The 24,858-nt window shown below is 58.8% G+C and carries 30 protein-coding genes and 6 pseudogenes; 19 read left to right on the top strand and 17 right to left on the bottom strand.

Annotated elements, in window-relative coordinates:
- Nucleotides 1–246: 246 nt before the first annotated feature.
- Nucleotides 247–942: a class I SAM-dependent methyltransferase gene (locus tag LQK81_RS22085; RefSeq protein ID WP_230808571.1), complete on the top strand. Its 696-nt coding sequence runs from the start codon at nucleotides 247–249 to the stop codon at nucleotides 940–942.
- A gap of 16 nt (nucleotides 943–958) precedes the next feature.
- Here LQK81_RS22085 and LQK81_RS22080 read toward each other — a convergent pair.
- Together LQK81_RS22080 and LQK81_RS22075 are read right to left on the bottom strand one after the other, a co-directional pair.
- Nucleotides 959–1,712 (bottom strand): annotated as a pseudogene (locus LQK81_RS22080) (IS5 family transposase).
- Nucleotides 1,713–2,148: 436 nt separating this feature from the next.
- Nucleotides 2,149–2,318 (bottom strand): annotated as a pseudogene (locus tag LQK81_RS22075) (PRC-barrel domain containing protein); the annotation flags it as partial.
- A gap of 145 nt (nucleotides 2,319–2,463) precedes the next feature.
- Between LQK81_RS22075 and LQK81_RS22070 the strand changes: the two are divergent.
- The 9 genes from LQK81_RS22070 (at nucleotide 2,464) to LQK81_RS22030 (ending at nucleotide 6,365) form a co-directional block, all read left to right on the top strand.
- Nucleotides 2,464–2,649 (top strand): DUF3008 family protein, encoded by a 186-nt coding sequence (locus LQK81_RS22070; RefSeq protein WP_230808570.1) that lies wholly within the window; start codon nucleotides 2,464–2,466, stop codon nucleotides 2,647–2,649.
- A gap of 164 nt (nucleotides 2,650–2,813) precedes the next feature.
- Nucleotides 2,814–3,050, top strand: a complete 237-nt coding sequence (locus LQK81_RS22065) for a hypothetical protein (protein WP_230808569.1) — start codon at nucleotides 2,814–2,816, stop codon at nucleotides 3,048–3,050.
- A 153-nt stretch (nucleotides 3,051–3,203) separates the two neighbouring features.
- The gene (locus LQK81_RS22060) at nucleotides 3,204–3,413 is read left to right on the top strand and encodes a CUE domain-containing protein (RefSeq protein WP_230808568.1); all 210 of its coding nucleotides are present in this window, start codon (nucleotides 3,204–3,206) and stop codon (nucleotides 3,411–3,413) included.
- Nucleotides 3,406–3,744, top strand: coding sequence for a hypothetical protein (locus LQK81_RS22055; RefSeq protein WP_230808567.1), 339 nt, complete (start codon nucleotides 3,406–3,408; stop codon nucleotides 3,742–3,744). The genes LQK81_RS22060 and LQK81_RS22055 overlap by 8 nt, the downstream gene beginning before the upstream one ends.
- A 97-nt stretch (nucleotides 3,745–3,841) precedes the next feature.
- Nucleotides 3,842–4,048: a hypothetical protein gene (locus LQK81_RS22050; protein WP_230808566.1), complete on the top strand. Its 207-nt coding sequence runs from the start codon at nucleotides 3,842–3,844 to the stop codon at nucleotides 4,046–4,048.
- 44 nt (nucleotides 4,049–4,092) lie between these two features.
- The gene (locus LQK81_RS22045) at nucleotides 4,093–4,821 is read left to right on the top strand and encodes an SOS response-associated peptidase (protein WP_230808565.1); all 729 of its coding nucleotides are present in this window, start codon (nucleotides 4,093–4,095) and stop codon (nucleotides 4,819–4,821) included.
- 391 nt (nucleotides 4,822–5,212) lie between these two features.
- The gene (locus LQK81_RS22040; protein WP_230808563.1) at nucleotides 5,213–5,569 is read left to right on the top strand and encodes a hypothetical protein; all 357 of its coding nucleotides are present in this window, start codon (nucleotides 5,213–5,215) and stop codon (nucleotides 5,567–5,569) included.
- A gap of 172 nt (nucleotides 5,570–5,741) precedes the next feature.
- Nucleotides 5,742–6,068 (top strand): M10 family metallopeptidase C-terminal domain-containing protein, encoded by a 327-nt coding sequence (locus tag LQK81_RS22035; protein ID WP_230808562.1) that lies wholly within the window; start codon nucleotides 5,742–5,744, stop codon nucleotides 6,066–6,068.
- A gap of 33 nt (nucleotides 6,069–6,101) precedes the next feature.
- Nucleotides 6,102–6,365, top strand: coding sequence for a hypothetical protein (locus LQK81_RS22030; protein ID WP_230808560.1), 264 nt, complete (start codon nucleotides 6,102–6,104; stop codon nucleotides 6,363–6,365).
- Nucleotides 6,366–6,517: 152 nt separating this feature from the next.
- Here the strand turns inward: LQK81_RS22030 and LQK81_RS22025 are convergent, their stop codons facing one another.
- Entirely contained in the window at nucleotides 6,518–6,808 is a 291-nt protein-coding gene (locus tag LQK81_RS22025) for a YMGG-like glycine zipper-containing protein (protein ID WP_230808552.1), read from the bottom strand.
- A 139-nt stretch (nucleotides 6,809–6,947) separates the two neighbouring features.
- On the opposite strand from LQK81_RS22025, the gene LQK81_RS22020 reads away from it, so the two are divergent.
- The gene (locus LQK81_RS22020) at nucleotides 6,948–7,361 is read left to right on the top strand and encodes a septal ring lytic transglycosylase RlpA family protein (protein WP_230808550.1); all 414 of its coding nucleotides are present in this window, start codon (nucleotides 6,948–6,950) and stop codon (nucleotides 7,359–7,361) included.
- Between the two features lie 355 nt (nucleotides 7,362–7,716).
- Here LQK81_RS22020 and LQK81_RS26435 read toward each other — a convergent pair whose 3' ends face one another.
- Nucleotides 7,717–7,848 carry a hypothetical protein gene (locus LQK81_RS26435; RefSeq protein WP_442967172.1) on the bottom strand — a complete coding sequence of 44 codons (132 nt, stop codon included), beginning with the start codon at nucleotides 7,846–7,848 and terminating at the stop codon, nucleotides 7,717–7,719.
- Nucleotides 7,849–8,212: 364 nt separating this feature from the next.
- Nucleotides 8,213–8,392 carry a DUF1515 family protein gene (locus LQK81_RS22015; protein WP_230808548.1) on the bottom strand — a complete coding sequence of 60 codons (180 nt, stop codon included), beginning with the start codon at nucleotides 8,390–8,392 and terminating at the stop codon, nucleotides 8,213–8,215.
- 1,269 nt (nucleotides 8,393–9,661) lie between these two features.
- Here LQK81_RS22015 and LQK81_RS22010 point away from each other — a divergent pair.
- From LQK81_RS22010 to LQK81_RS21980, 7 genes are all read left to right on the top strand, one after another.
- Entirely contained in the window at nucleotides 9,662–10,057 is a 396-nt protein-coding gene (locus LQK81_RS22010; protein WP_230808547.1) for a PRC-barrel domain-containing protein, read from the top strand.
- 152 nt (nucleotides 10,058–10,209) lie between these two features.
- Nucleotides 10,210–10,392: a hypothetical protein gene (locus LQK81_RS22005; RefSeq protein WP_230808545.1), complete on the top strand. Its 183-nt coding sequence runs from the start codon at nucleotides 10,210–10,212 to the stop codon at nucleotides 10,390–10,392.
- 610 nt (nucleotides 10,393–11,002) lie between these two features.
- Nucleotides 11,003–11,194 carry a hypothetical protein gene (locus LQK81_RS22000; RefSeq protein ID WP_230808544.1) on the top strand — a complete coding sequence of 64 codons (192 nt, stop codon included), beginning with the start codon at nucleotides 11,003–11,005 and terminating at the stop codon, nucleotides 11,192–11,194.
- A gap of 339 nt (nucleotides 11,195–11,533) precedes the next feature.
- On the top strand, nucleotides 11,534–11,695 hold the full coding sequence (locus LQK81_RS21995; RefSeq protein WP_230808543.1) for a hypothetical protein: 162 nt from the start codon (nucleotides 11,534–11,536) through the stop codon (nucleotides 11,693–11,695).
- Between the two features lie 221 nt (nucleotides 11,696–11,916).
- The gene (locus LQK81_RS21990; protein ID WP_230808541.1) at nucleotides 11,917–14,013 is read left to right on the top strand and encodes a catalase; all 2,097 of its coding nucleotides are present in this window, start codon (nucleotides 11,917–11,919) and stop codon (nucleotides 14,011–14,013) included.
- A gap of 778 nt (nucleotides 14,014–14,791) precedes the next feature.
- Nucleotides 14,792–15,232: a pyridoxamine 5'-phosphate oxidase family protein gene (locus tag LQK81_RS21985; protein ID WP_230808540.1), complete on the top strand. Its 441-nt coding sequence runs from the start codon at nucleotides 14,792–14,794 to the stop codon at nucleotides 15,230–15,232.
- A gap of 85 nt (nucleotides 15,233–15,317) precedes the next feature.
- Nucleotides 15,318–15,788: a YciE/YciF ferroxidase family protein gene (locus tag LQK81_RS21980; protein ID WP_230808539.1), complete on the top strand. Its 471-nt coding sequence runs from the start codon at nucleotides 15,318–15,320 to the stop codon at nucleotides 15,786–15,788.
- A gap of 28 nt (nucleotides 15,789–15,816) precedes the next feature.
- On the opposite strand, the gene LQK81_RS21975 is transcribed toward LQK81_RS21980, so the two are convergent.
- The 3 genes from LQK81_RS21975 to LQK81_RS21965 are packed head-to-tail and all read right to left on the bottom strand — an operon-like array spanning nucleotide 15,817 to nucleotide 17,461.
- A complete protein-coding gene (locus LQK81_RS21975; RefSeq protein WP_230808537.1) occupies nucleotides 15,817–16,053 on the bottom strand; it encodes a hypothetical protein in 237 nt (78 codons plus the stop codon).
- Between the two features lie 41 nt (nucleotides 16,054–16,094).
- A complete protein-coding gene (locus LQK81_RS21970) occupies nucleotides 16,095–16,241 on the bottom strand; it encodes an NAD(P)-binding protein (RefSeq protein ID WP_230808535.1) in 147 nt (48 codons plus the stop codon).
- Nucleotides 16,242–16,252: 11 nt separating this feature from the next.
- Entirely contained in the window at nucleotides 16,253–17,461 is a 1,209-nt protein-coding gene (locus tag LQK81_RS21965) for an MFS transporter (protein ID WP_230808580.1), read from the bottom strand.
- 110 nt (nucleotides 17,462–17,571) lie between these two features.
- On the opposite strand from LQK81_RS21965, the gene LQK81_RS21960 reads away from it, so the two are divergent.
- Nucleotides 17,572–18,471 (top strand): LysR family transcriptional regulator, encoded by a 900-nt coding sequence (locus LQK81_RS21960; RefSeq protein WP_230808533.1) that lies wholly within the window; start codon nucleotides 17,572–17,574, stop codon nucleotides 18,469–18,471.
- On the opposite strand, the gene LQK81_RS21955 is transcribed toward LQK81_RS21960, so the two are convergent.
- The 9 genes and pseudogenes from LQK81_RS21955 to LQK81_RS21920 all read right to left on the bottom strand — a co-directional run.
- Entirely contained in the window at nucleotides 18,461–19,387 is a 927-nt protein-coding gene (locus tag LQK81_RS21955) for a molybdopterin cofactor-binding domain-containing protein (RefSeq protein ID WP_230808532.1), read from the bottom strand. The genes LQK81_RS21960 and LQK81_RS21955 overlap by 11 nt on opposite strands.
- A gap of 124 nt (nucleotides 19,388–19,511) precedes the next feature.
- Nucleotides 19,512–19,655, bottom strand: a pseudogene (locus LQK81_RS26375) (ABC transporter permease); the annotation flags it as partial.
- A 42-nt stretch (nucleotides 19,656–19,697) separates the two neighbouring features.
- Nucleotides 19,698–20,108 carry a TIGR02588 family protein gene (locus LQK81_RS21950; RefSeq protein ID WP_230808530.1) on the bottom strand — a complete coding sequence of 137 codons (411 nt, stop codon included), beginning with the start codon at nucleotides 20,106–20,108 and terminating at the stop codon, nucleotides 19,698–19,700.
- 8 nt (nucleotides 20,109–20,116) lie between these two features.
- Nucleotides 20,117–20,962 carry a TIGR02587 family membrane protein gene (locus LQK81_RS21945; RefSeq protein WP_230808529.1) on the bottom strand — a complete coding sequence of 282 codons (846 nt, stop codon included), beginning with the start codon at nucleotides 20,960–20,962 and terminating at the stop codon, nucleotides 20,117–20,119.
- Nucleotides 20,963–20,972: 10 nt separating this feature from the next.
- On the bottom strand, nucleotides 20,973–22,148 hold the full coding sequence (locus tag LQK81_RS21940; protein WP_330166572.1) for an NAD(P)/FAD-dependent oxidoreductase: 1,176 nt from the start codon (nucleotides 22,146–22,148) through the stop codon (nucleotides 20,973–20,975).
- Between the two features lie 217 nt (nucleotides 22,149–22,365).
- A pseudogene (locus LQK81_RS21935) lies at nucleotides 22,366–22,580 on the bottom strand (IS110 family transposase); the annotation flags it as partial.
- Nucleotides 22,581–22,584: 4 nt separating this feature from the next.
- Nucleotides 22,585–22,849 (bottom strand): annotated as a pseudogene (locus LQK81_RS21930) (IS6 family transposase); the annotation flags it as partial.
- A 319-nt stretch (nucleotides 22,850–23,168) separates the two neighbouring features.
- Nucleotides 23,169–23,981 carry an IS21-like element helper ATPase IstB gene (gene istB / locus LQK81_RS21925; protein WP_230808527.1) on the bottom strand — a complete coding sequence of 271 codons (813 nt, stop codon included), beginning with the start codon at nucleotides 23,979–23,981 and terminating at the stop codon, nucleotides 23,169–23,171.
- Nucleotides 23,971–24,552, bottom strand: a pseudogene (locus LQK81_RS21920) (Mu transposase domain-containing protein); the annotation flags it as partial. The gene istB and the pseudogene LQK81_RS21920, both read right to left, overlap by 11 nt.
- Nucleotides 24,553–24,858: the final 306 nt, after the last annotated feature.

Below are 24,858 nucleotides of genomic sequence, written 5' to 3'. Positions count from 1 at the left end.
AACAGCTTCATCCCGTATTCCTCCGATTGAGACTGATACGGGAACAGCGACAGCTTGCCATGAGCAATTGCAAGATGCTCGGGCTGGTCGTGCACGGCGCAGGCCCCGTTACAGCATCTCATTGATCAAAGCCGAACGCATGGCCTTGTCAGTGGAGTCAGTCGTTCGACATAATGGACATGTCAATGGTATCTGAAGCCGATAAGTGCTCGTCTTCGCACGAGGTCTTTGGCACTGGAGCAAGTATTGCCTGAGAATGATTATGATGCGTTTGCAGCGGCCTATGACGCTGACAACGAGAACAATGCCTGGAATGCCTATTACGAACGGCCAGCCATTCTTTCGATGGTTGGAGATGTCACCGGGCTTCGGGTGCTTGATGCAGGGTGCGGCGGCGGAGCCCATGCTGCGGCCCTCCTCGACCGAGGGGCAATTCTAACCGGTATCGACTCGAGTGCGGGATTACTCGAGATCGCAGAACGTCGCCTGGAGGGTCGGGCGCGATTGTTGGTGGCGGATCTGAACGAACCAATGCCCTTCGACGATGGTTGCTTCGATTTGATCCTCGCCTCCCTTGTCATGCACTATCTGCCAGACTGGGCACGCCCCCTTTCGGAATTCACCCGTCTGCTGCCCCAAGGCGGCCGCTTGGTTTTCTCCACGCATCACCCGTTTATGGATCACCAGTTGGCGGGCCACGAAAACTATTTCGAGACCTATAGCTTCAGTGAAACGTGGCAGCGTGGCGGGAAGTCCATGACAATGCGCTTCTGGCATCGCCCACTTCACGCCATGCTTGATGCGTTGAAGTCGGCAGGATTCCAACTCGAGTCACTGAACGAACCTCAGCCCGATCCCGGGGCACGCTCACGCTTCCCAGAGGCATATCATAACCTAGCAACCAAGCCGCGATTTCTCTTCTTTTCCGCCGTGAAAGCGTGAGGGCGGCTCCTGTGGATCAAAGCCAAAAAATCATCGCTGCCGCGATGCAGATCGCTGAGAAGAAGGTGTGGGCGCGACGATCCTAGCGGGTGGCATTCCGGCGCCAGTCCTTGAGCTTGGCGAACATGTTCTCGACTTTGTGATGCTGACGATACAGCGCCTTGTCATAGGCGATGGGAGTTTTCCGGTTTCTGGTTGGCGGAATGCAGGGCTCGATGTCCTTCTCCGCGAGTGCCTCCCGGAACCAGTTACTGTCGCAGCCTCGGTCGGCAATCAGCGTGGAGCCGGAAGACAAAGCCTCGAGCAAGAGCCGGCACCCTTATGGTCACTCATCTGGCCCTCCGACAACAGCAGGATGATGGGCCGACCCGCCGCATCACAGACAGCGTGGAGCTTGGAGTTCAGGCCGCCTTTCGTGCGCCCGATACGACGGGGAACATCCCCTTTTTGAGCAGGCTGGCTGCCGGGCGGTGCGCCTTTACGTGAGTGGCGTCAATCATGATCCGGTCGGGCTTGGGCCCCTCACTTGCCAGGGCCGCAAGGGTCCGGTTGAACACGCCCAGTCGGCTCCAACGCATGAACTGGTTGTACAGCATCTTGTAAGGCCCATACTCTTTGGGCGCGTCCTTCCACTGCAGGCCGTTGCGGATGACATAGACAATCCAGCTGACCACCCGCCGGTCGTCCACGCGTGGTACGCCGTGAGCCAGTGGGAAGTACGGCGAGACCCGCGCCATCTGACGCTCGCTCAGCAGAAACAGATCACCCATTCACAGCCTCCTCGAAAGGAAGCTCTGAATCACAAGTCAAACCAAATTAATAGGTCCTGAGCCCAGCCTCGCCACTGCTTTTAGCTGGAGTATTGACAAAAGTGCGCCGGCGCCGGGGTAGCTTGAAAGTCAGTGCTCGGGCGGCTATCGTTTTTCCTCATTGAGGGAAATCATATGCCGAACATCTACCATAAGTTGTCAGTCGTCGTCCGCTCAGATGCACAGGGTCATTGGGTGGAGTGGACAAATATGGACGAAACCGGATCGCTTGGGCCTTACCAAGACCTCGAAACCGCTGAGCACGTGAGGACTGCCAAGGAACGCGAACTCGCGGAGAACTGGCAACATATCGACGACGTATAATGCCTCACATAGGCGCCTGCTCGACAAGGCGCCAAGCCCCGCTAGAAAGCGGGGGCCATGTTCGTTCACACAACTAACCGACATGCTCAGCCATTTCCTCGAGTTGGTCTTCTTCGTCCACATGGTGACGGCATGCACGTCACCATTCTCATCGCGGATGAAATTCAGATCCGACAGCGGTATCGCAATCGGTTTGGCGCCGATGCCCAAACATCCGCCGACATCAACGACGGCTGAGCTGCCGTGCACATTGCCCGGCTTCCTACCTTGCTTCATCAATCCTCAGCTTGGTGGATTGGCTTTCATTCCGAAGGGTATCTTTGTTCAGTCATTTCGCGGAACCGGAGTGGCGGAACGGTATTATTTCCTTGTTGAAGGGAGGCTTCAGATGCCAGCGAAGTCAAAAGCACAACAGAAAGCCGCAGGAGCAGCGCTAGCAGCGAAACGCGGCGAGATCAAAAAGATCGATCTCACAGGGGCTTCCAAGGACATGGAAAACTCGATGAGTGAAAAGCAACTGGAAGAGCTCGCTTCGACAACGCACAAGGGCAAACCCGAACACGTCAAAAAGTGATGCGCTAACTGCCTCTGGAGTCTCTTGTAGAGAGGTCTTGTTCGCCAATCATAAGGCGCGTCCAAGCTCGACGACGCCATGCCGCGCCTGGGAATGGGGCAGTACGTTAGCTGCATCTATAAAACCAGGTCGCCTGCACTATCCACCTGGCAATGGAGGATCTCATGCACGATATCGCCTCGCCTCGTCAGCCGCTCACCGCAGATAGGCTCATCGAGTGTGAACAGGCTGTGGAGGCCGAGCTGCAAGATCTCGTTTGGCGGGCAATGCGCGCCGGATGGGACGAGATGGAGGTCTGTACCGCGATCGCGACCCTCGCCGACCACCACATCCTGGCTACGCTGGACAATGCGAAGATGGAGAAGACAACCAAGCGGTCACGAAAGAAACGACCACACTGACCACCGCGAAACGGGGCGTGACCAGCAGCCTTATCTAGGCCGACGATTGACTCCAGCCGATACAAGAACATAATAAGAACAAATCGGCCGTGCGGCGGCCACCCCGACAACCGAATAGCATGCCTGCCGTGCAGCCACAGGAGACGAAGACGTGTGGCCAACCAATCGTTATCAGAACCAGAAACAGAAGTGAGCGAGCTCGAAGCCATCCTCGCCTATCACGGCGGTGACGCACGCGCCGCTGTGGAAACCTTGCTTGCCGATTGCCGCCATCTCCGGCGGAAACTTGCTTTGACCGAGGGTGTCATGAGCCGCGGTATGTTGCGCGGCTGGACGCCACGTTTCGAGCGGCAAGATGCCTGAGCGATACGTGCGCGAAATAACTCACTTTGGCGTGCGCGCAAAGATGCACAGCCTGTCAAAGGCCGAGGAGATTGGCCAGCTTGTCAAAGTCCGATGCGGATACTGCAACGTGACCCACTTCTATCGGGCTGGCGATATCGCCCAGCTTGTCGGAGACGTGTCGGTTCTTGAGATCGAGGGAAACTTCCGCTGCAGCCGTTGCGGAAAGAAGGACGCCATGACGGCAACCCTTGTGCTGCCGAGTGCGGCGGAAAGGGAGAAAATGACCGTCCGTCACCTCGTGACGATCAAAAACGTGAGGGTTCCCGTGTGGCACGACGTCCGGGGATAAAAAGGAGGCCAATCGGCCTCCCCTTGCGTCCTGTTCGGCGGAGTTATCGATCTTCAGAAGACCGCCTGTCCTGGTCGTCTCGACGCTCGCGACCCTGTTGGTCGTCCTGTTCGCGACGCTGGCGCTGTTGCTGCTGATCCTGCTGTTGCGGGCTCCGCTGCTGCTGCTGGTCCTTCCTCTGGTCGGGCCGTTCCTGCTGCTGATTTCCCATCACAATACTCCTCATTTGTGGGAATGCCTCGCGTCAGCGAGGACTGAAGAAACGTCGGGCGATCGCTTGTGTTCCGACTTTTCTGCCGCTTGACACACGCGGACCAACAACGCCACCGTGGAGGGAGGAGGATCAGCATGTGCAATCTCTACAACATCACGACCAACCAGCTTGCGATCCTACAAGCCACGCGCGCGATGATTGACAGCCTGGGCAATCTTGAGCCGTCGCTCGACATTTATCCCGACTACAAGGCGCCGATCGTCCGTAACACGCCGGCCGGCCGGGAAGCGGCCATGGTGCGGTGGGGATTGCCGTCGTCCAAACAGGCGCTGTACCAGGCCGCAGCCAAACGCGCCGACAAACTCCGCGCGAAAGGCAAGGAAGTCGATTTCGACGAACTGCTGAAGTTGGAGCCGGATGGAGGAACGACGAACGTCCGCAATACCTCAAGCAAGCACTGGACCCGCTGGCTTGGTGTGGAGAACAGATGCGTTGTCCCCTTCACACGGTTTGCCGAGCCTGATCCCGCCAGTAAGGCTGAGGGTGGCAGGACTCCGAATGCCTGGTTCGCGGCAAACGAGACGCAGCCGCTGTTGTTCTTCGCCGGGATATGGGTACCGCGGTGGGAGAGCGTCCGGAAGATCAAGGAAGGGCTGATAAGCACCGACCTGTTCGGTTTTCTGACGACTGAGCCCAACGGCGTGGTTGCTCCAATCCATCAAAAGGCGATGCCAGCCGTCCTTCGAGCCGGAGACGAAATTGATACCTGGCTAACGGCGCCCTGGGAAGAGGCAAAGCGGCTGCAGCGTCCGTTGCCTGACGCCGACCTTGTGTTCGTGCCGCCGCCAATGCCGGCGGGATAACCTCCTCAAGCTTAGCGCCTGTCACTTCAATAGACTTGGTTCGCTTCCTGAAGTGCCATGGAAAGCAAGTTCCCAACATGGCGGCTATTTCACCGTCTTGGCGGCTAAGCGCCAGTAATTCCTAGTTTCGCCTTGATGAATTCGCCTCGTGTCTCGCTCATCGCTCTCCTCACACCTAAGTCCCAGAGCGCAGAATAGTGAAAACGTGCGAAATTGCATCTTGATTTGCGGCGCTCGCATTTGACGCGGGTGTGCTGTACATGAGGTTTGCAGCAGCGGCCCAACGATATACGCTCGAGATATTCGAGCGGATGTCGGTTCACCGACCCTTTGCGCAATGGAACATAGAGGCCTCCAGGCGGTTAAGGTTATTCGCAAAGGAGGAAAAGCCATGAACCTCAAAGTTACAATCCCGGCTGCCATTGCCCTGGCAGTCTCTATCTACACGCCGAGCCTGGCAGACTGCGTAGACATTACGGGGTCGGTAAGCCAAGAAGCCCGCAGGGGCATTGCCAAGGATGGAACCCATGCTCCGATGGAAGGCGCATCGGGGTCGCAAGTCGAAACCAAATCTGCAACCGGCACAACGACAACCAGCTCGGACGCGCTGCCAAACACGGCGCAGAAGCACGGGAACGCTATGCCCATGGGCGAAAGCACCGATCTTGCCACATCCGGGCAGGACGTTATTGCTCAACAGAAGGGCGAAAGAACAGCAGCCGCTGAAGCTCAGGATAAATGCAAATGACAAATTGCTGGGCGTCCTCGTTCGCCTTGCCATCCCGTAGAAGTTGAAGCTAACGGAACATTCTCCTTAGCACGGAATGAGGAAGACGGGCACAACTTAGCCCGCTGGCGTCCGGCATTGAGTGCCCGTCGCTCGACCCCCCACAAGGTAGGCGGCGGGGCGCTCTTAGGCAGTGCGGCGGGCGACAAGTTTCATCCTCAAGAAGGCGACCGATAGCGCCGCATCCGGAACCGGCCGCGATACTATCTACGACTTCAGCAGGGGGCAGGGCGACAAGATCGACCTGAGCGCTGTCGATGCCAACTGGAAGGCGTCGGGCAACCAGGCATTCAAGTTCATCGGCGACGACGATTTCAACGCAAAGGCCGGCGAACTGCGCTACGAGAAAAAAGCCTCGAACACCTACATCTACGCCGATATCAACGGCGACAGGAAGGCTGACTTTGGCATTCACCTGGACGACAGGGTGTTTCTCTGGAAGGGCGACTTCATTCTGTAGCGAACCATTACACGCTTAGCTGTTAGGAAGCCGATGCCCCAAAAGCCGAAGAACGAACACTCCGAACTGGCGGGCAAGTTCACCGAGGATGGCGTCACCGTCCTGGTGGACATTTTTCGCCCAGCTGGCACCAACAATGACTGGCGCCTCGAGGTAATCACCAAAAACGAGGATGTGTTCGAGTGGGCAGATGGTTTCGCGACCGATAGGGATGCGTTCGACGAGTTTCTGGCCACGATAGCGCGGGATGGGATCCAATCGTTCCTGGAAGAAGAAGATCCGCCGGCAGTGCATTGAGCGGCGCTCGGTGCCTCGTGATCAGTTTCGCCCTTCGCTCCTCGCCATCACATCGGCCGGCCTTGCATTCTATAGGCCGACCGTCCCCACGACGTTCGCTGCAGCGCTACTCAACGGCATGGCCGTCTGGGCGTGATGGGGCTAGACAGGCGTCATTGGCAGGGGGCCGTATAGATACGTCCCTGCGAATCCTGATAGCGGCAGAGTTCACCGTTTCGCGATCCTGCCGGTGTCGTTGCTGTTCCAATTGCTGCGCCCGCGAGCGCGCCGGCGCCAGCGCCAACGATGGTGCTTTTAGTGTTGCGACCGACCGCCTGCCCGACGAGAGCACCGCCAGCCGCCCCGACCAACGCTCCCGTTCCCGCTCGCCTGTCTTGTTCTGACGACGCACATCCCGCGACGAGTGCTGTTGCCATCAAAGCAATGCCGATTTTGCGTACCATGGCGTTCTTCTCCCTGATTGAGCGAGAATATAGGCGTCCCGCCAGCCAAGGCAAATAAAAGAGCCTGGCGGAACCCAATCCGCGTATTAGCGTTCCCTAAATCTACTATCGAAAGACATAGGGCCTCCACGATAACTGCATGGAGGAAAAGATGCAGAGACCTCGCATCGCGGCTTTGGTCGCCACGTTCGTATTTCTACCAGTCGGCGCCGAGGCCAACCATGGCTGCGGCCGCGCTTCGTGGTACGCATTGACGTCGAAAACGGCATCCGGCGAACGCATGGATCCGACGCAGCTCACAGCCGCACACAAGACGATGAAGCTGGGTACAAAGATTGAGGTCACGAGCTCTGAAACCGGTAAGAGCGTCGTTGTGCGGGTAAATGATAGGGGCCCATTCGTTCGCGGCCGCGTACTGGACCTTTCCAAGGCTGCAGCGATGGAGATCGGGATGATTTCGGCGGGGCATGCCCGCGTCTGTTTCGACGACGTTAAGGATGCTGCCTGGCACCCGTTGTTGCGCCAATCTGTGAGAGCCCGCCCAATTTGGTAGCCCACCCCCAATGCAGGGAATCCGGCAATGGCATCAGCCGATCTACCATGTGCGCTCAGGGGATGAGGTCGCCCTTGAGCACATGCAAATCATCGTCCACTTGGACGGAGAAGTCAGCTTGGCTCTCTCCGTTACATCCACATAGACGAAGGTGTCGGCCGAACGGATTTCATAGCGAAGCTCACCCTGCCTCATTATGGAAATCAGCGTCTCCGATGAACTTGAACGCCTGGTTACCCGAGGCGTTGGTGTTGTCATCGATGTAGGAAGCATTCGATTTTGTCACCACCATCGAGGCTGAAATTGTAGATGGTGTCCCGCCCCGATGACGTCACTGTCGAGTCGCCACCGACTTCTATAGGAACCTGTCGGCGCCGCCGCCTCCGTAAAGCTTGTCTTGGCCGAGGTCTCCACGAAGCTTGTCGTCGCCGCGCCACCGCTTGTTATTGCGTGCGCTTTTCCGCAGTATTTCGAGCCAGGGAAACATCCCTCACAGTGCCAGCCGATTTAAGGACTACGTCATTACCGCTGAAGTTGGTTGCGCCTACCGCTTCAGCGGCGCACACTCCCCTTTGGGAGGCGATGGCGATGACAAGATCAATAAACTCCACGGACTGCGAATGCTTAGACGACCGCGCCAAGCTCGAGGAAATTTTCGACTCTGTGTGCCTGAAGGCGCACATTGCCAAGAGATCTGCCGCTGCCGATGAAATCGCGCGTCGCATGATGCTTCTCTACAGGGCCGGTGTCAGGGATAGTTCCGTCTACTTTGCGATCGCCGATCCCACGAACCACAGGCGACACTCCGATACCGGCTCCGATAGCGCTCACCAGCGCGGAAGCATTCTGCATTAAAGCCTACGACAAGCCTTTGCCGACAACAAACTAGCCAAAGGCGGCGGGGCGTCGGCAAAGGTGACACCAACCACCATACCGCCGATGCCGATAACGCCGAGGGAGCCAATATCCATGAGCTTCCAACGCTTCACGTCATCGGTCACCGGCTTCATCTCCAAGACATCTTCTTTCATTTCGATCAACCCCGAGATGGATCAACGCTGTTCTCCTCCATCCGCTGCAACGGTTGCCACGCATGCCCTCGTCGAGTTTCACCGAGTTGGCGGTCAACGTAGGCGTCAGTTTCGCTCGGCGACATCAGGTCACCGGATCTTGAAGCCCGAAACACCAATTCTCATTTTAGTACTGTTTGCCGGCGCGCGATGGCCAGGCGCCCCGAAATCGAGAGCACGTCATGATCCACCGTCACCTTCCGAAAGAAAGTTTCATCGATCCGGCTGGTCTCTCAATGTTGGGTGAAGTGTTCGACGACATATGTCGACAGCGGCAGATCGAGGCCAAGACTGAACCTGCTATGCGCTGGCAAGCAGGCTGATCACCCTCTATCAAGAGGGCATCCACGATCGCGAAAAGCTACTCGCGATGGCCGGAAGGCCCGATCAGAATCTGTTTGCAGGCGCGAGGTAAGTCGGAAAGGGCGGAACGATCGTCGCCACCGCGAAGGCGACGGCATCAGTGTGGCGTAGCCGGGCGATTCGCCCGAATATGCGGTAGTTCTCGTACGGCAATCTGCAGCAACCCCCGCGCCAGGTAACACCAGCCTTGGCAGAAAGCCTCATCGACGTTTTTCGTTCCGGTTGGCATAGGCGCGGTTCGCGATCCGCTCGGGCTGGCGTGCATAATCAGCCGCAATAGCGGCGGGCGAAAATGTTGCGAGAACATTTTGCGCAGCCCGGCCGCCGAGTAGTTCAAGTTTTCGGTGAGAGCGCGGTGCCCGCTCTCGTGGTAGGCCGTGCGAGCAGTGAGCCCGTCTGTCTGCCACTTTTTCAAGTTGGCTCGATCCCTTTGACCTGCCCCTGTGCCACCCGGACGCCAAACAGCGACCAACGCGCAGACGCATAGAATGCGCCGCGATTTGATGTCCTCTTTCGGTGATCGACGATACCACCGCAAGGAACTTTGCCCTGACGAGCGCGTTATCGGCGATCCCTCTTTGGCGGAGGCTGCGATGTATGACGGGTTAATAGAACTGTCCGCGTTCGGAGCTGCGGTGCTCTTCGTGCTTTTCGTAATCCTATTGGCTTGATTGGCCTGCCAGCGACGATGTCGGACCAACCCAACGAGGCCACACCCTGACGCTGCTCGTGTCCGTTGCCACGTTCCTCATACGGCCTGCACATCATAGCAAACACGTGCATCTACAAGCCCATCCGCCAGCGTCGCCCGGAACCTTGCTTTCGGCATCGCGTTTGAAAACCAGGAAAAGCAGAAGGAGGCCGACTATGCGAAGCATTCTAATTGGACTCACCGCGGCGTCGTTGCTCGGTGGTATCGCTTACGCTCAGACCGCAGAAACGACGACAACGGAGACCTTCGTTGCTGTTCAACCGACGGACGTCCTCAGCTACAATCTCATCGATCTCGACGTGACGAATGACGCCAGTGAGACTATCGGCGAGATCAAGGATGTTGTGATCGCCGACGGCAAGCTAAACGGTTTCATCATGTCTGTCGGTGGCTTTCTCGGTATGGGCGATCATTACGTTATGGTCAGTCCGTCTGCGGTGAAAATCACGTACCTTGAGAATGAAAAGAAGTGGACGGCCGTGATGAACGCCACCAAAGAGGAGCTAGAGAAGGCGCCCGAGTTCAAATACGAGGGTCGGTTTGAACGGTGAACTCGTCTTAACGGTAGCCCGCCGCGCCGGGCGGCGGGCTGAAAAGTGAGCCAGTATCGGATCTAGTGGCAAACTTGGAAGTGGCTACGTCAAAATTTATAGAAGCCTAATTTAGACTTTGGTATTAGTCTTCCCTTCACGGGAGGATTGTAATGAAGCATACCAATGACAAGGCTGTCGCAGCGGCAGCAACTCGTGTTTGGTCTGTCAAAGACTTCTGCAAGCTCTACCGCGTGGCCGAGGCTGAAGAAAAGAAACTTCTCCGCCTCTTCGGCGAATACGCGACTTCTTGCGAACTCCGCTACAACGTAAAACGTCAGCCACGTTGGCACTAACTCCAATGCGTCCCGGCGCACTCAAAATGCGCCGGGCTTCTCCGTATCTCCGACCGGATGAATTGACCGGGGATAGGGACTGGTCCGAAGGGTTGCGCTGCCAGACCCCTGGCAGGTGACGGGCCACTTCGCTTCAGGACGAAACAACGCGCCTTGCGATCGTGCCTGCACCACAATTGTCCACCTGCAAGTCGACCATGTCGCGATTGAGACAACCTTCCGCCCATGTTGCCATATTGATTGAGCATTGCATCTGCAGCGGGCATCGCCCCTCACTACGCTTGATTAAGCCGCAATCGATCATCTGGCGCTCGAAGGCCTTGTGCGGCCGCTGACCACCACTAATCTGCGATCAGAACAACGAGTGCGAAAGCTCACGTAACGTGATGACAGGTTCCGCTCTCGGGGCAGTAGGGCTCGCCCTCCGTCTCGGGCCAGCGCAGACGCTTAAAGCAGCCGTAGGCTGTCACATCCCGCATCCTGGCGAAATTGCGCACCGTCAGCGTTGGACCCTTTGGTGAAAGCAGGAAATGCTGACCCTTGGGATCGCCGAGCGTATTTCCAAGCCCCCGCCCAGAGTGCTGATTGCCAACACCGCAGGGGGGAAGTGATGGGCAAGGGCAGCGGTAGCGATGGCGCTGAAAGTTATGTTCAGGCTCCAGAAGACGACGGCGGAAAGGCGGATCAGCGGCCGAAAACGGCCGCGGGGAGATCAGAGCTGAATGCGTATCATCCTGAACATGACCCGGGTTATTACCTGGGCTTCTCGCCGGTGTCGATCGGAGGAAGTGGTTGCGTGTAGCTTGCAAACGATCGCTCCTCTAAAGACTTAAGCGTATCCAGAGTTGTAGCGATGCGCAATTGCCCCCCCCTCTTTCGGCCATATCGAATAGGCGTTGGCTGCTCCTAGCACTCTGTTGAACGACAACGGCGATGACACGGACCACGCGATCTCGACAGTCCGGCCTAGGTTTCTCTTTTTAATTCCAATACGAAGTGGCATGTGATGGCTTTTGCTACCTAATGCCCTATTTTCGCGCGTGGCCTACATCAAGGCCTGCAGGGATCTACATTCTGTTGCAGGGAACTCGGAACATCACAGGGTGCGAGTGAGTTGACCAACTCAACAGGAGGACACGCCATGAGCCTGCCCGTCAACCCCGGAGATGACATCCCAACGCAACCGGTGCCACCGCCTGTCGATCCGGGACCGCCCATCAAGGAGCCGGACCCACCGCGGTTGCCGGACGAGGGCCCGCTGCCAAATCCGGATGAGAATCCTGATCCGCCGAAGACGATCTGAGCAATCGTTCGCGCGACCACGAGATGTGGAACTCTGCGGCTTTCCCTGCGTTTCTTTGTGTTGGGAGACGGGGGTAATGCAAAATGGTCCCCGGGAGCCAATACCTTGAACTCGACATGCAGGGATGCTGATACCTGCTTAATCAATGCGGCGAACGCTGCCACGGAACAATGTCGCCTAGCGTTCGTTTGCACTCATCCGCAATCTTCAGGGGATGTGTCATGGCCGACAAGACAAGCTTCGAGATGGACCTCGGCAATGGCGGCGAGCCTCACCAGCATGTGCCGCTCGCGGGTCCGCATGACCGGGAAGGGAAGCTCACTACCAATCAAGGGATCCGGGTTTCCGACAATCAGAACAGCCTCAGATCCGGAGCACGCGGGCCGACGCTGCTGGAGGATTTCGTCCTCCGGGAGAAGATCTTCCATTTCGATCACGAACGCATACCGGAGCGTATCGTCCATGCCCGAGGTTCTGCCGCGCACGGTTACTTCGAGGTGACCGACGATCTGTCAGATGTAACCACTGCAGATCTGTTCCAAAAGGTTGGTGAACGGACGCCCGTGTTTGTCCGGTTTTCGACCGTCGCCGGTGGCGCTGGTTCGGTGGATACGCCCCGCGACGTCCGCGGCTTTGCGGTTAAGTTCTATACGAAGGAAGGCAATTGGGATCTTGTCGGCAACAATATCCCGATTTTCTTCATCCAGGATGCGATCAAGTTTCCGGATCTCGTACACGCGGTGAAGATGGAAGCTGACCGAGCCTATCCGCAGGCCGGCAGCGCGCATGACACGTTTTGGGATTGGGCATCACTCATGCCGGAAACGACCCACATGCTGATGTGGGCCATGTCGGACCGTACCATCCCCCGCTCCCTGCGCACCATGCAAGGATTCGGCATCCACACGTTCCGTTTCGTCGACGCGGCCGGAAAATCCACCTTCGTCAAATTCCACTGGAAGCCGAAGCTCGGCACACAATCAACCGTCTGGGACGAAGCTTTGAAGCTCCAGGCCGCCGACAATGACTTCCATCGCCGGGATTTGTTCGAATCTATCGCGTTGGGCAATTTCCCGGAGTGGGAGCTCGGCGTGCAGCTTTTCGACGAGGCCTTCGCCGACAGCCTCGACTACGACGTTCTCGATCCGACCAAAATCATTCCGGAGGAACTGCTTCCGCTGCGAAAGGTCGGACGCCTGATTCTCGACAGGAACCCGGACAATTTCTTCGCTGAAACCGAGCAAGTCGCCTACTGTCCCGCGAACATCGTGCCCGGCATCGACTTTACCAACGACCCTTTGTTGCAGGGGCGCTTGTTCAGCTATCTCGATACGCAGAAATCTCGCCTCGGCACTGCAAATTTCCACCAGCTTCCGATCAATGCGCCGAAGTGTCCGGTCATGAACTTCCAGCGGGACGGCCAGATGCAGATGAGCGTACCGAAGGGCCGTGCGAACTATGAGCCGAACAGTCTGGCAGCGCATGGCGAACCCGGCGGGCCACGAGAATGTCCCGTGACCGGCCTTCATACATTGGAGCGCCAGGCTCAGAGGGACGAACAGGGAGACAAACTGCGCGTCCGTGCGGAACTGTTTGCCGATCATTTCAGCCAAGCCCGCATGTTCTGGAAATCTCAGACCGAGTCCGAACAAGCACATATCGCCTCCGCCTTCGTGTTCGAATTGTCGAAAGTGTCCCTAGAGCAGGTGCCGCCGCGAATGGTGGGCAACCTGCGCAACGTCGACGAGACGCTTGCCCGGCGCGTTGCCCACGGTTTGGGTATCGAGCTCCCGGAAAAATCAGCAGCCGCACGGGATCCGATCGACATGGGTGCCTCGCCGGCGTTATCGATACAGAAGAATATGCTGGACACGATAAAAGGCCGCAAAATCGGCATCCTCATTGCGGACGAGACTGACGCCTCAGCCTTACAGACGCTGATCGCAGCCATCGAGGACGAAGGTGCCACGCCGTTTATCGTCGCGCCCAAGGTTGGCAACACCACCTTGTCGGATAACACATCCATCAAGGCCGATGGGCAGCTCCTGGGTTCCCCCTCCCCCATTTTCGACGCGGTCGCGGTACTTCTCTCGGACGAGGGCTGCAAGTCGCTCATTAACGAAGGGGCGGCCGTACAATGGGTGATGGACGCGTTCGCCCACCTCAAGGCGATCGGATACAGCCAGGGCTCTCAACCACTTCTTGACAAGGCTGGCGTCCAACCCGACGACGGTGTCGTGCCCCATGACAAAGGCTTCATCGATGCCGCGACAAAGCGGTATTGGGACCGCGAACCCATGGTGCGATCGCTGGCGTAGGTATTGGTCGACAATGAGTGGGCTCGCTTTTGTCTCAGCCAATAGGGCATCCAGCTGTCCATTTGGATCGGCCTCAACAGCTGCAAGCTCACCCTCGTCATCTAAGTGATGAATTTTCCAACGCTCAATAGATCGTCTCCCCGACCTGACGCAGCCCAGCAAAGTTGACCACCCGTGCTGATGTAAGTGCAACCTTAAACTGCGTTTCCAGATGACGCGGGAGAAGGCTTTCGTCCATGATGGTCACTTTCATTTTTCAGCAAACCAACATGGTGAAAGTTGCAATAGGGCGTCGGTCGAAGTATCAATAGAGTGCTGGTGAATGTTGCAATAATAAATGTCGAAACCACCAATAGGATACTGGTTTGACTGCTAGTACACATTGGAATTGACGAAGCTCAGCACTCATCGCGGTTAGCGCTTTTTCTCGACCTTGGCCTCCTCGTCCCCTCCCTGAACATCGATCCGCTGCGCGGCGCCTTGCCAGTAGCCGCAGAGGTTCTCCGACGTGGTGCGGTGGGTAACCGTTCGAAAAACGTCGAAGAGCTGGCAGCGCTGACCCAGCCGCGCTCCTTCGCCCAGGTTCGGGCGTAGCGCCCGACTGTGTCGTAACCGCCCTCGTGGCCGAAGTCGCCCAAGTGCGATCGCCCTGGGCGATATGGAGCGCGGGACCGTTTCGCCAAGTTTGCGGGCAGTTCCCGGAACGTCGCGCCACACGCCGCGTTAAAGCCAGCAGACTCCGCCGTCGCGTGAGCATAAGAAAAATCGGGAGGTTTTCATGACTAATCTTACGCTTGAGGACATCGCAAAGGAAATGAAGGACATCGACTTCGGGATGCTCACCACGCAGAGCCCTGCCGGTCGGATCTCATCCCGTCCGATGAGCAACAATGGCGACGTCGAATTCGATGGCGACTGCTGGTTCTTCTCCTACGAGGACACCCGGAAGATCGAGGATATCAAACAATCACCTGTCGTCTCGCTGACCTTCAGCGGTGCTCCTTCCCTCCTTGGAAAGCCTGGGATCTTCATCGCCGTCCAAGGCAATGCAGTGCTGTGCAAGGACAAGATCGAATTCCAGCAACATTGGACAGACGGTCTCGACCGCTGGTTCCCGGACGGCACTGACACCGAAGGACTGGTCCTGATCAAGGTTGTCGGCAACCGGGTAGACTACTGGGACGGCAACGAGAACGGCTCGATCGATCTAGCCCCATGATACGCCGAAGGACCCGCAATCCAGGCTGGGAACAATCTCGTCCATCGGCCGTTCCAGCAACGCCACAACCCATCAGGAGGATAAAGTGCAGACACTGTCCGAACTTTTCGAACACACCCTGAAAGACGTCTACTTCGCGGAAAGCGAGATCGCGAAGTCCCTTCCCAAAGTCTCCAAGGCGGTAAAGAGTGCTGAGCTTAAAAAAGCGCTCGACAACCATCTTGACGAGACGAAGGGGCAAATTGAAACCCTGAAGAAGGTGTTCAAGTCTATCAACGTAAAGCCCGCCGGAGAGAAGTGCGATGCGACCGAAGGGCTGTTGAAGGAGACCGACGGCATCATCGACGAGAGCAAGGGCGTCGCACTCGACGCAGGCGTCCTTGCCGCTTGCCAGGCGGTCGAGCACTACGAGATCGCGCGTTACGGATCGCTGCGCGAGTGGGCCAAGGTCCTCGGAAATGAAGAGGCGCACGTTTTGCTGAGCGAAATCCTGGATCAGGAGAAGGCGGCGAACAACGTGCTGACGAACCTGGCGGTCTCGAAGATCAACCACTGACCCGGCGATCGTCTACTGGTCTCCAGGCTTAGCTTTCAGGCCAGCCTGGAGGCCAGGCGAGGCCGCGTGAGGCGACGAGCCGGCATAGTCGTTCTGCCTCCGCGCATTGGCGGCACCGCGTGCGACTGAACCGAGCCCCGTCCGCGCCGACGACGAGATCGGCTGTGTCGGTCGAGCCGTCTGCAAACATCATCGACGCTTCGCGCTTGCCATCGACGACGCGCTTGATGTTGCGTCCGAGGACGTAGCTGTCGGGCGTCAGCATCGGGACCACGCCTTCATAGAGAACATCCCAGGAGATCTGTGTCAGCGGCGCCCGAATCCGACGCGACCACCGAGACCGGACGTAGAGCGCTCGTAGACAAGGACGTTGTGATCGTTACGCTGGAGCAGGATGGCGGCAAACAGGCCGCCGAGGGAACCACCGACGACCCGCACGCGTAGTCTTTTCATCGTGCCGTTCCTCACCGCATCTTTCCGATGGCGGCGGCACGGTAATGCGCGATGGCCTTAATACCGATCGCGACAAGCGCGAATACTACCCCCAACGTGCTGACGGCAGCCCAGGCACCATGCCCCCACGTGGCTGTGGCCCCGGCCGAACCGACTGCACCGCCCAGGAACATGCCTGTCATGAAGATTGTGTTGAGACGGCTTCGGGCTTCGGGATCGATCGCGTAGATAATGTGCTGGTTGGCAACCAGAGCGCTCTGGATACCCAAATCGAGAATGATGACGCCGATGACAAGCGCCGCCAGCGACGTCCAGAGGCCAAAGACGATCCATGAAACGGCAGCCAGTACCGCACCAATCCAGACGACGAAGCCGGGGCCGCGGCGATCTGCGACCTTGCCAGCCAGCGGCGCCGCAAAGATGCCCACCGCACCGACGATCCCGAACAGACCCGCGACATCAGCGCCGAGATCGAAGCTCGGCCCTTGCAGGTAGAGCGCCAGGATCGTCCAGAACGCCGTGAACGAGGCAAAAAGCGCTGCCTGCACCAACGTTGCCACTCTGAGAGAAGGCTGGTGCTTCCACATATGAACGAGCGAGTGCATCGCCGTACGATAACGCATACGCGACGCCGGACGATGATGGGGCAGGGTCAGGAACATCATCACCGCTGCAACGAGCGCCATCGGCACGCCGACCCAGAACATCTCGCGCCATCCCGCGTGCTGCCCGACGAAACCGGAAAGCGTCCGGCTGAACAAGATCCCCGACAGAACGCCGGCCATGACAGTGCCGATCGTGGCACCACGTTTTTCAGGTACAGCTAGCGATGCGGCAAAGGGAACGATCTGCTGTGCGACGGTGGATGTAGCACCGACGAGAAACGACGCAGCGACAAGCAGCCAGGCCGTCGGCGCAAGCGCTGCAAGAACAAGCGTCATCGCCAGCAGCAAGAATTGCCCGACGATCAGCGGACGGCGGTGAACGAGATCGCCCAGCGGTAACAACAAGAATAGGCCGATCGCGTAACCGAGCTGCGTCGCGGTTGGAATGAGGCCGGTGACCGGCTGGTGCTGGAACTCGGTCTCGATAAGGCCGAGCATCGGCTGGTTGTAGTAGATGTTTGCCACGGCGATACCGCCAGCCGCTGCCATGGCAAGAAGCGCAAGGCGCCTGACGCCGCCATACGAGGCGTCGGCATTCGCGGACGAAAGTGTCATATCCATTTTCATGCCCTTCTGGCTGAAGAAAGCGATGTGCAAGAACTAGAGCTTTATCGTAATTGGATGTACTGCTCTTGTATGTTCGACCTGTATAACGGATTTCGATATTGAACATTGACGACATCAACGTCTTCTGCGTCGCCGTTTCCGTTGGCAGCCTCGCTGCCGCCGCACGCCGACTGGGGATCACCGCCATGATGGCCAGCCGGCGTCTCGCAGCGCTCGAAACTGCGCTAGGCGTCCGCCTGCTGCACCGCACCACGCGCGCCCTGTCCCTGACGTCGGAAGGCGAAACCTTCCTGCCCTTCGCCCTGGCGATTGTCGAAAACGGCGACGAGGCACTGGCCAGAATGCGCTCCGACACCCGCGGCGCCGCCGGCCTGCTGCGCGTCTCCGTGCCAGTCGCCTTCGGCCTGCGCTTCGTCGCACCCGTTGTGCCCGGCCTGCTTGCCCGGCATCCCGAACTGCGTATTGCACTGGATCTCACTGATGCACTGCCCAATCTCGTCGCCACGGGCACGGATCTGGCGATCCGCATCGCCAAGCTTCGTGACAGCAGCCTCATCGCGCAGAAGCTTGCCGACAACCCGCGCCTCCTCGTCGCAAGCCCCGGCTATCTGGACACGCAGGGAACGCCGGCCTCGCTTGAGGCGCTAGCGGTACACGACTGCCTACCACTCGACGGTGTGACCCACTGGACGTTTTCGGGCGAAAAGAGCGACAGGCACGTCCGCGTCAATGCCCGCTTCTCCTCCAGCAGCATCGCCGCCTGCCTGTCCGTATGTCTTGCCGGTGGTGGCATCGCGCTGCTGTCGCACTGGAACGTCAGCGACGACCTCGCGTCCGGCAGGCTGGTTCGGATCGACCTCCCCGACGCGCGCCCCGAAACACTGAACATCTGGGCCGTCTATCCGACCGCCCGGCTTGTGCTGCCCAAGGTGCGCGTCTTCATCGCGGCCCTGCGCCAGGCACTGGCCGAGGGGGGTGTCGCGCCCCTCAAAGGGTGACGATTGCCTTGCGCACGACCTTCGGTGTAATCGGCATGTTGCGGAAGCGAACGCCCGTCGCGTCGGCGAGGGCGTTGGCAAGTGCGGCGGAAGCCGGCCCCTGGCCGCATTCGGCCACTCCGAGGAATGCCTGGCCCGGCTGTTCCACGATGACAACGTCAATAACCTTCGGAACGTCACCGAAGCGGAAGATGGGGTAAGCGCTCCAATCAAAGCTCGTTCGCAGCATCGCGTCATTGGTGGCCTCCTCGCGCGTGCAGCAACTCATGGACTGGATGACGGCGCCCTCGATCTGGTTTCGTACCCCGTCCGGGCTGGCGATCTCACCGCAATCCGCCGCCGCCTGCACGTGCTCCACCGTTATCAGGCCGGTGTTCTGGTCTACCACTATCTCTACGCACACAGCGCAATACGCGCCCAGGTTCTTGTACCGGGCGAAGGCCATCCCGAAACCGTGGAAGGGACCGCGTTTCACACGCGAGCGCCATCCGAACGCCTTGCTCGCCGTTATCATGACAGCGCGCGCCCGTTCATCAGCCATATGGTTCAGGCGCAGGTCCAGCGGATCCACGCCGCCTGCAAGGGCCAGCTCGTCAAACATACTCTCGATCGAGAACACGTTCAGATGTGCGCCGAGCGAGCGTAGCGCAGAAACCCGGATCGGCATGTCCTCTATGAAGTGATAATTCACGTTCATGTTCGGCAGGGCGTAAAGCGGGTTGGAATTGCGACTGCCGTCCCCCTCGGGCATGGGGATCGGCTTTCCCTGCGGCTTCGCAAAGGGCGTACTGATTTCGTTGCCGATGAGCACGCCGCCAGCACCGACCGGCCGGTTGTTGTGCGGATTGCTCCAAACGTCATGCTTCCAGCTGGCGATGCGGTTGTCGGCATCGAGGGCGGCTTCCAGCTCCGTCACCACGCCGGGGCCAAGCGGGCTCCCAGCCGAACTCCTGTTCGCGCATCCACTGGAGTCTGACCGGGCGCCCCGGAACGGCCATCGCCAGGAAGGCGGCTTCCGCCGCAGCCCGACTGTTGCTCCTGCCCGAAGGAAAGCAGCCCGTCATGATGGCACCAAGCATGATGAGCATCATGATTAACCAGAACGAGGGGATGCTCAACGCAAACACACTCGCCTTGAGAATGGTGCGATCCAGTGAACTGTCGTGCCGGCGGCCGGCAAGCAACCGAGCAAGGTTCCGGCTGGAGCTACGCCTTCGCCATAGTCACTACGGATCACTGTATCCCACTGCAGAAATCCGCAGGGAATGTCCTGTCGGGTCGGACCTGAAGATCAACCCTCCGCTTGCCGTGGAATTCATGGGAACATAGTCGAAGGTGGTCTCGATCGTCTCAAGCGCGCGATCGCCGTCCAGGATTTGGCCCCTGACGACAACGCCGGCCGCTGTCGCCTTCGCAGCATTGGCGATCTCGAACCGCACGTGGTAGCCGGCGCCTTCGCCGATCGTGCCAAGAATTCGAATGGAGAGTTCCGGTGCAGGGTCTCGGGGACCGAGAGCATCCCAGCCGATCCAGCCGATCAGCGCCAGGATGAACACTATCGAAACGAGGCCAGTCAGCCACTCGATCCAATGAGGGTTGCTCTTCTCGGTCGACTTCGGATTTGACAGTGTCGTCATCAGAACACCTATAGAATGAGACGCGCCGACGCAGCGCCGATCCCGCTGGGAAATCCGAGAACCCCCGCTGTGATGGCCGCCTCGACAAGATCGACGTCATCGAAGCGATGGAAAGTCCAGAGGCAATAGACACTGACCAAGAAAGCCACCAGGTAGCCGGGGACGGTGAACCGCACGAAGGCATGCCAGCCCGGGGTCCCCTCCTCCAGCCCATGCCCGCCGGAGAACGACAGCGCGTAGACAAACCCGTGCATGAGCGCGATCGAAGCAAGAATGACGGCGATCGCATGCCATGGGGTCATCTTGTAGGAAAGCAGGATCATTTCCTCCGTCGGAGCGACATTGAGGCCCAGGAACAAGGCTCCGACTGCCATCATGAAGAGTTCGCCGGCATAGCTGGTGTCGGGCGGCGAACCTTCCTCGTCTTTGTCGTCCTGGTGCTGGCCGAGCTGGCTTCGTCCGAGCAAGGCGCCAATGCTCGCGGGCACGGCCTGAAGCGCGACGGTGCCGACAATCTCGGTGGCAGCCTGGCCAAGCCGAAGAACGCCGATTGCGACAAGGATGGCAGTGCTCGCCAGTATTCCGAGGAAATAGGCGATCGCGGCGTCGCGAACAGCCTCGCGCCAGGAGGACGTCCGTTCAAACCCGATGCGGCGGGCAAGGACGATCAACAGCGGCACGTTGACGGTCAGCAGGAGGCATAGCCTGGCCCGGTCGATGTAGAACCCCAATTCCCACATCTCCATCGTCAGAAACATCGGTAGAGCAAAAAGGAGAGCGCCCGCGATCCCGCGCGACAGCCCGACGACGAAGCGCCGGTGGTCGAAATCCGCAACTGTTCTAGGACTAGGCATCTAGCCTCGCTCAACGGAATTCGAAAAGGCTGCTGTCCGGGTCCTTGTGCCCCAATATCTCGCAGGCGATAATCTCCGCAGCGATCTGGCTGAATGTGATACCGTTACCGCCGTACCCCATCGCTGCGTAGACGTTCCGGAGACCGGGGACAGCGCCTATCATCGGAAGTCGATCCGATGTTACGCCAAATGCTGCTCCCCATCGATAGACGGGCTGTTCGATCGGCTGTCCCAGCAGTACCTCGAGTTTCTTCCGTATCCGGCTGGCCTTGCGTTCCAGCTTTTCCGGATCGCGAAAGGCGGTCTCGTCATCTTCGTCCTCCCCTCCCGCGACAAGGCGGCCGTCTGGTGTCGCGCGAAAGTAGAGATACGGGTCTGAGCCTTCCCAGACGAGGAAGTCCTTCAGCCAGTTCGGAAGCGGGTGGCGGGTCCGAGTGGCCATTGCCCAGGTCGAGACGGTATTATGGCTTGTGTTCGCGACCGCGGCCAGAAATTCGTAGCCGGTACAGAACACGACGTGCTTCGCCCTGACGAGCTGGCCCTTCGATGTCGCGACGACGTTGGCTTCGTCCAGGCTGACGATATCGGTGATTTCAACGCCCTCGACGATCTCGACTCCATTTGCCCAGGCCCTTCTGAGCAAACCTGCGGTCAACTGCGCCGGGTTTGCGGAGGCCGAGATGTCCGAAACGAGGGCGGCGGACCGTTCGATGCCAAACTTCTCTTTCAATTCTGCGTGGGTCCAAAGCTCTACTGCAATCCCGGCCTCGCGCCGCGCCGCGCTCTCCGCCTTCAGCGCTCTCGAGCCATAACTCTCGCCCGCGAGATAGAGGGTTCGCTTCCGCGCGAACTGGCACTCCAGTCCCTGGAGGCGGACCAGCGCATCAAGACCTTCGACCGCCTTAGCAGAACGCTGCCACACACGCTGTGCAGGCCCAATCCCCTTGATCGCGACAAGGCGATGCAGCGGTACGTCGATCTCGTGCTGGATCATGGCCGTACTGGCCATGCTGCTCCCATGCACTGGTAGTCGACGGTCGATGACGAGGGTACTGAGGCTGCTCCCGAGCAGCGCGTTAGCCATCAACGCACCGCCAATTCCCGCCCCAACGATGAGCACATCGATCGAGACGTCAGGGATGCAGTTTACGGCCGGCACCTTGATGTGAGGCGTGACCGCCCACAAGGGCCGATCTGAGCGGAGCTGGCGTTTGCGTGTCAGGGATTGCAACTCACACCTCTCAGCAGACAGTTCTCCGAACCCAACAACGCGAAAGCGACGAATTCGTTGCAGGGGTCGAGCATCTCGGTGTGTCCGCTGCCGTCAGGTCACCGAGGACGACCCAGCTACCGTGCCCCTCGTCATAACCGCAGCGACTGGGTCGCGGTTGACCATTCCAATCGGCGTTGTAGAAGAGAACAGCGATCTTGCGCGCCGTCGCTGTCACGGCCTTCTGCCTTCCGGTCCTCCCCGCCAACCGTCTATAGAATGCTCCCAATGCAGTATCGCTTCGGCCGATGGTCGTGGCAGCGAGACTGCTGGGCTCGATGATCGCCGCGTTCTCGAGGAGAGCAACCTGCCACTCGAGATCATGTTGCTGGGAGCCAGGCATATCCAATAGACGCCCGCCGATCATCACGACCACCCGTCCAGATGCCAAGTATCATTTGGAGCTGGCGGCTGCCGACGCAAGCAAGTGGCATAGTCCGGGCCGAAATTCTTTGCCCAGCATCGGATCGTCTCGTAGGAAACGATGATGCCGCGCTCCAACAGCATTCCTCGATCAGACGCAGACTCGACGGAAACCGGAAATACAGCCAGACCGCATGGGCGATCACAGCGGGAGGAAAACGATGGCACTTGTAGCTGAATCGGCTCTTGCTCATCACGGCGAAACAGCCGCAGACCCGTCAGCCCCAGTTAACTTGCTCACCCACCGGTGTACCACACCAATGTATAGGTTAGACTACCATAGTAAGCGGGTATGCTTCTAGCGATAAGGAGTGGGGAACAATGCTCAAAGTGCCGTCAATTCTTCGCTCGAGTGGAGAAGCTAACCCAAGTACATCATGCCCGTCTTGCAGGGTAGGGGATCAATCGCCTTCCTGCAAATGCGCGAGGAACACTTCGGCCGGCGTCTTGTAGCCGAGTGTTGATTGCCACTGAGAACTGACCCGGCGTTTCCACCGAGAATTGACCCGCCTGTTAGGTATGTTTCGGGTCTGCGGTCGTGGTCAAGTTTCTCGTTTTCTCCTTCGTCGTTTTAGGCTCGGGCGCCGAGCTGTTCTTGAAGCGGAAGCTGTCGTTTCCGGTTTCGAGGATGTGGCAATGATGGGTAAGCCGATCCAGCAGCGCGGTGGTCATCTTGGCATCGCCGAAGACGCTGGCCCATTCACTGAAGCTGAGGTTCGTCGTGATGATGACGCTGGTGCGCTCGTAGAGCTTGCTCAGCAGATGGAACAGCATCGCACCGCCTGATGCGCTGAACGGCAGGTAACCGAGCTCGTCGAGGATAACGAGATCGGAGTGGACAAGCCGATTGGCGATCTGTCCAGACCGTCCTTGCGCCTTCTCCTGCTCCAGCGCGTTGACCAGCTCGACTGTCGAGAAGAAGCGAACCCGCTTGTGATGATGCTCGATGGCCTGGACGCCGATCGCTGTGGCGATATGCGTCTTGCCCGTGCCGGGGCCGCCGACCAGGACGATGTTGTTGGCGTCGTCGAGGAAGTCGCAGCGGTGAAGTTGGCGGACCAGCGCCTCATTGATCTCGCTGCTGACAAAATCGAAGCCATTCAGATCACGATAGGCAGGAAAGCGGGCGGTCTTGAGCTGATAGGCGGTCGATCGCACCTCCCGTTCGGCCGTTTCCGCTTTCAAAAGCTGCGACAGGATCGGAACGGCAGCCTCGAACGCCGGCGATCCTTGCTCGGTCAGCTCGCCGACGGCTTGTGCCATGCCGTGCATCTTCAATTGCCGCAGCATGATGACGATCGCACCGCTTGCTGGATTATGACGCATGGCGGGCCTCCGTCTTTCTCAGGGCATCGTATCGTTCGACATTGGCCTTGGGCTCGTTGATGAGCGTCAGGGCTTGCGGCGCATCGATAGTCGGCGGCGTGAAGGATTTGCCGTCGACGAGGCGATGCAGCAGGTTCAGCACATGCGTTTTGGTCGGAACGCCGGACTTCAGTGCCATGTCGACGGCCGACAGGACGGCCTGTTCATCGTGTTGAAGGACGAGCGCCAGGATGTCGACCATCTCCCGATCGCCTCCGGGCTTCTTGAGCAGGTATTGCTGCAAGGTCCGGAATGCATCGGGGAGTTCGACGAAAGGTGCGCCGTTGCGAAGCGCACCTGGCTTGCGCTGCACCACCGCCAGATAGTGCCGCCAGTCGTAGATCGTCTGTCCCGGCCGATCATGAGATCGGTCGATGACGCGACGATGCTCGCAAACGATCTGACCCTCTGCGGCGACCACGACACGGTCCGGGTAGACCCGTAGGCTTACCGGTCGGTTGGCGAAGGATGCCGGGACGCTGTAGCGGTTGCGCTCCAGATGCACGAGGCAGGTCGGTGAGACACGCTTGGTGGATCGAGCTTGCTCGGCCGCTCAGGGACATTGAACTTCGGCTCTACGCCGTCCAGGCGCAGGTATTTGCGGATGGTATTCCGGGATAGGCCAGTCCTGCGGCAAATCTCCCGGATCGATAGATGCTCTCGAAAATGCCAGCGTCGGATCACGCTCAATAACGCCATGTCGATCACTCCATAGCCCCCGCTGAAAACATGCGAGGGAAGGTTGGAACATGGGTCAATTCTCAATGGAAATATCAGGCCACGCCGGGTCAGTTCTCAGTGGCAATCAACATGCCGGGCTTCTCGGGAATGACAGCGA

The organism is Rhizobium sp. GN54 (assembly GCF_021026345.1).
Lineage (GTDB): Bacteria > Pseudomonadota > Alphaproteobacteria > Rhizobiales > Rhizobiaceae > Mycoplana.
This window is presented reverse-complemented; position numbering and strand designations above follow the sequence as displayed.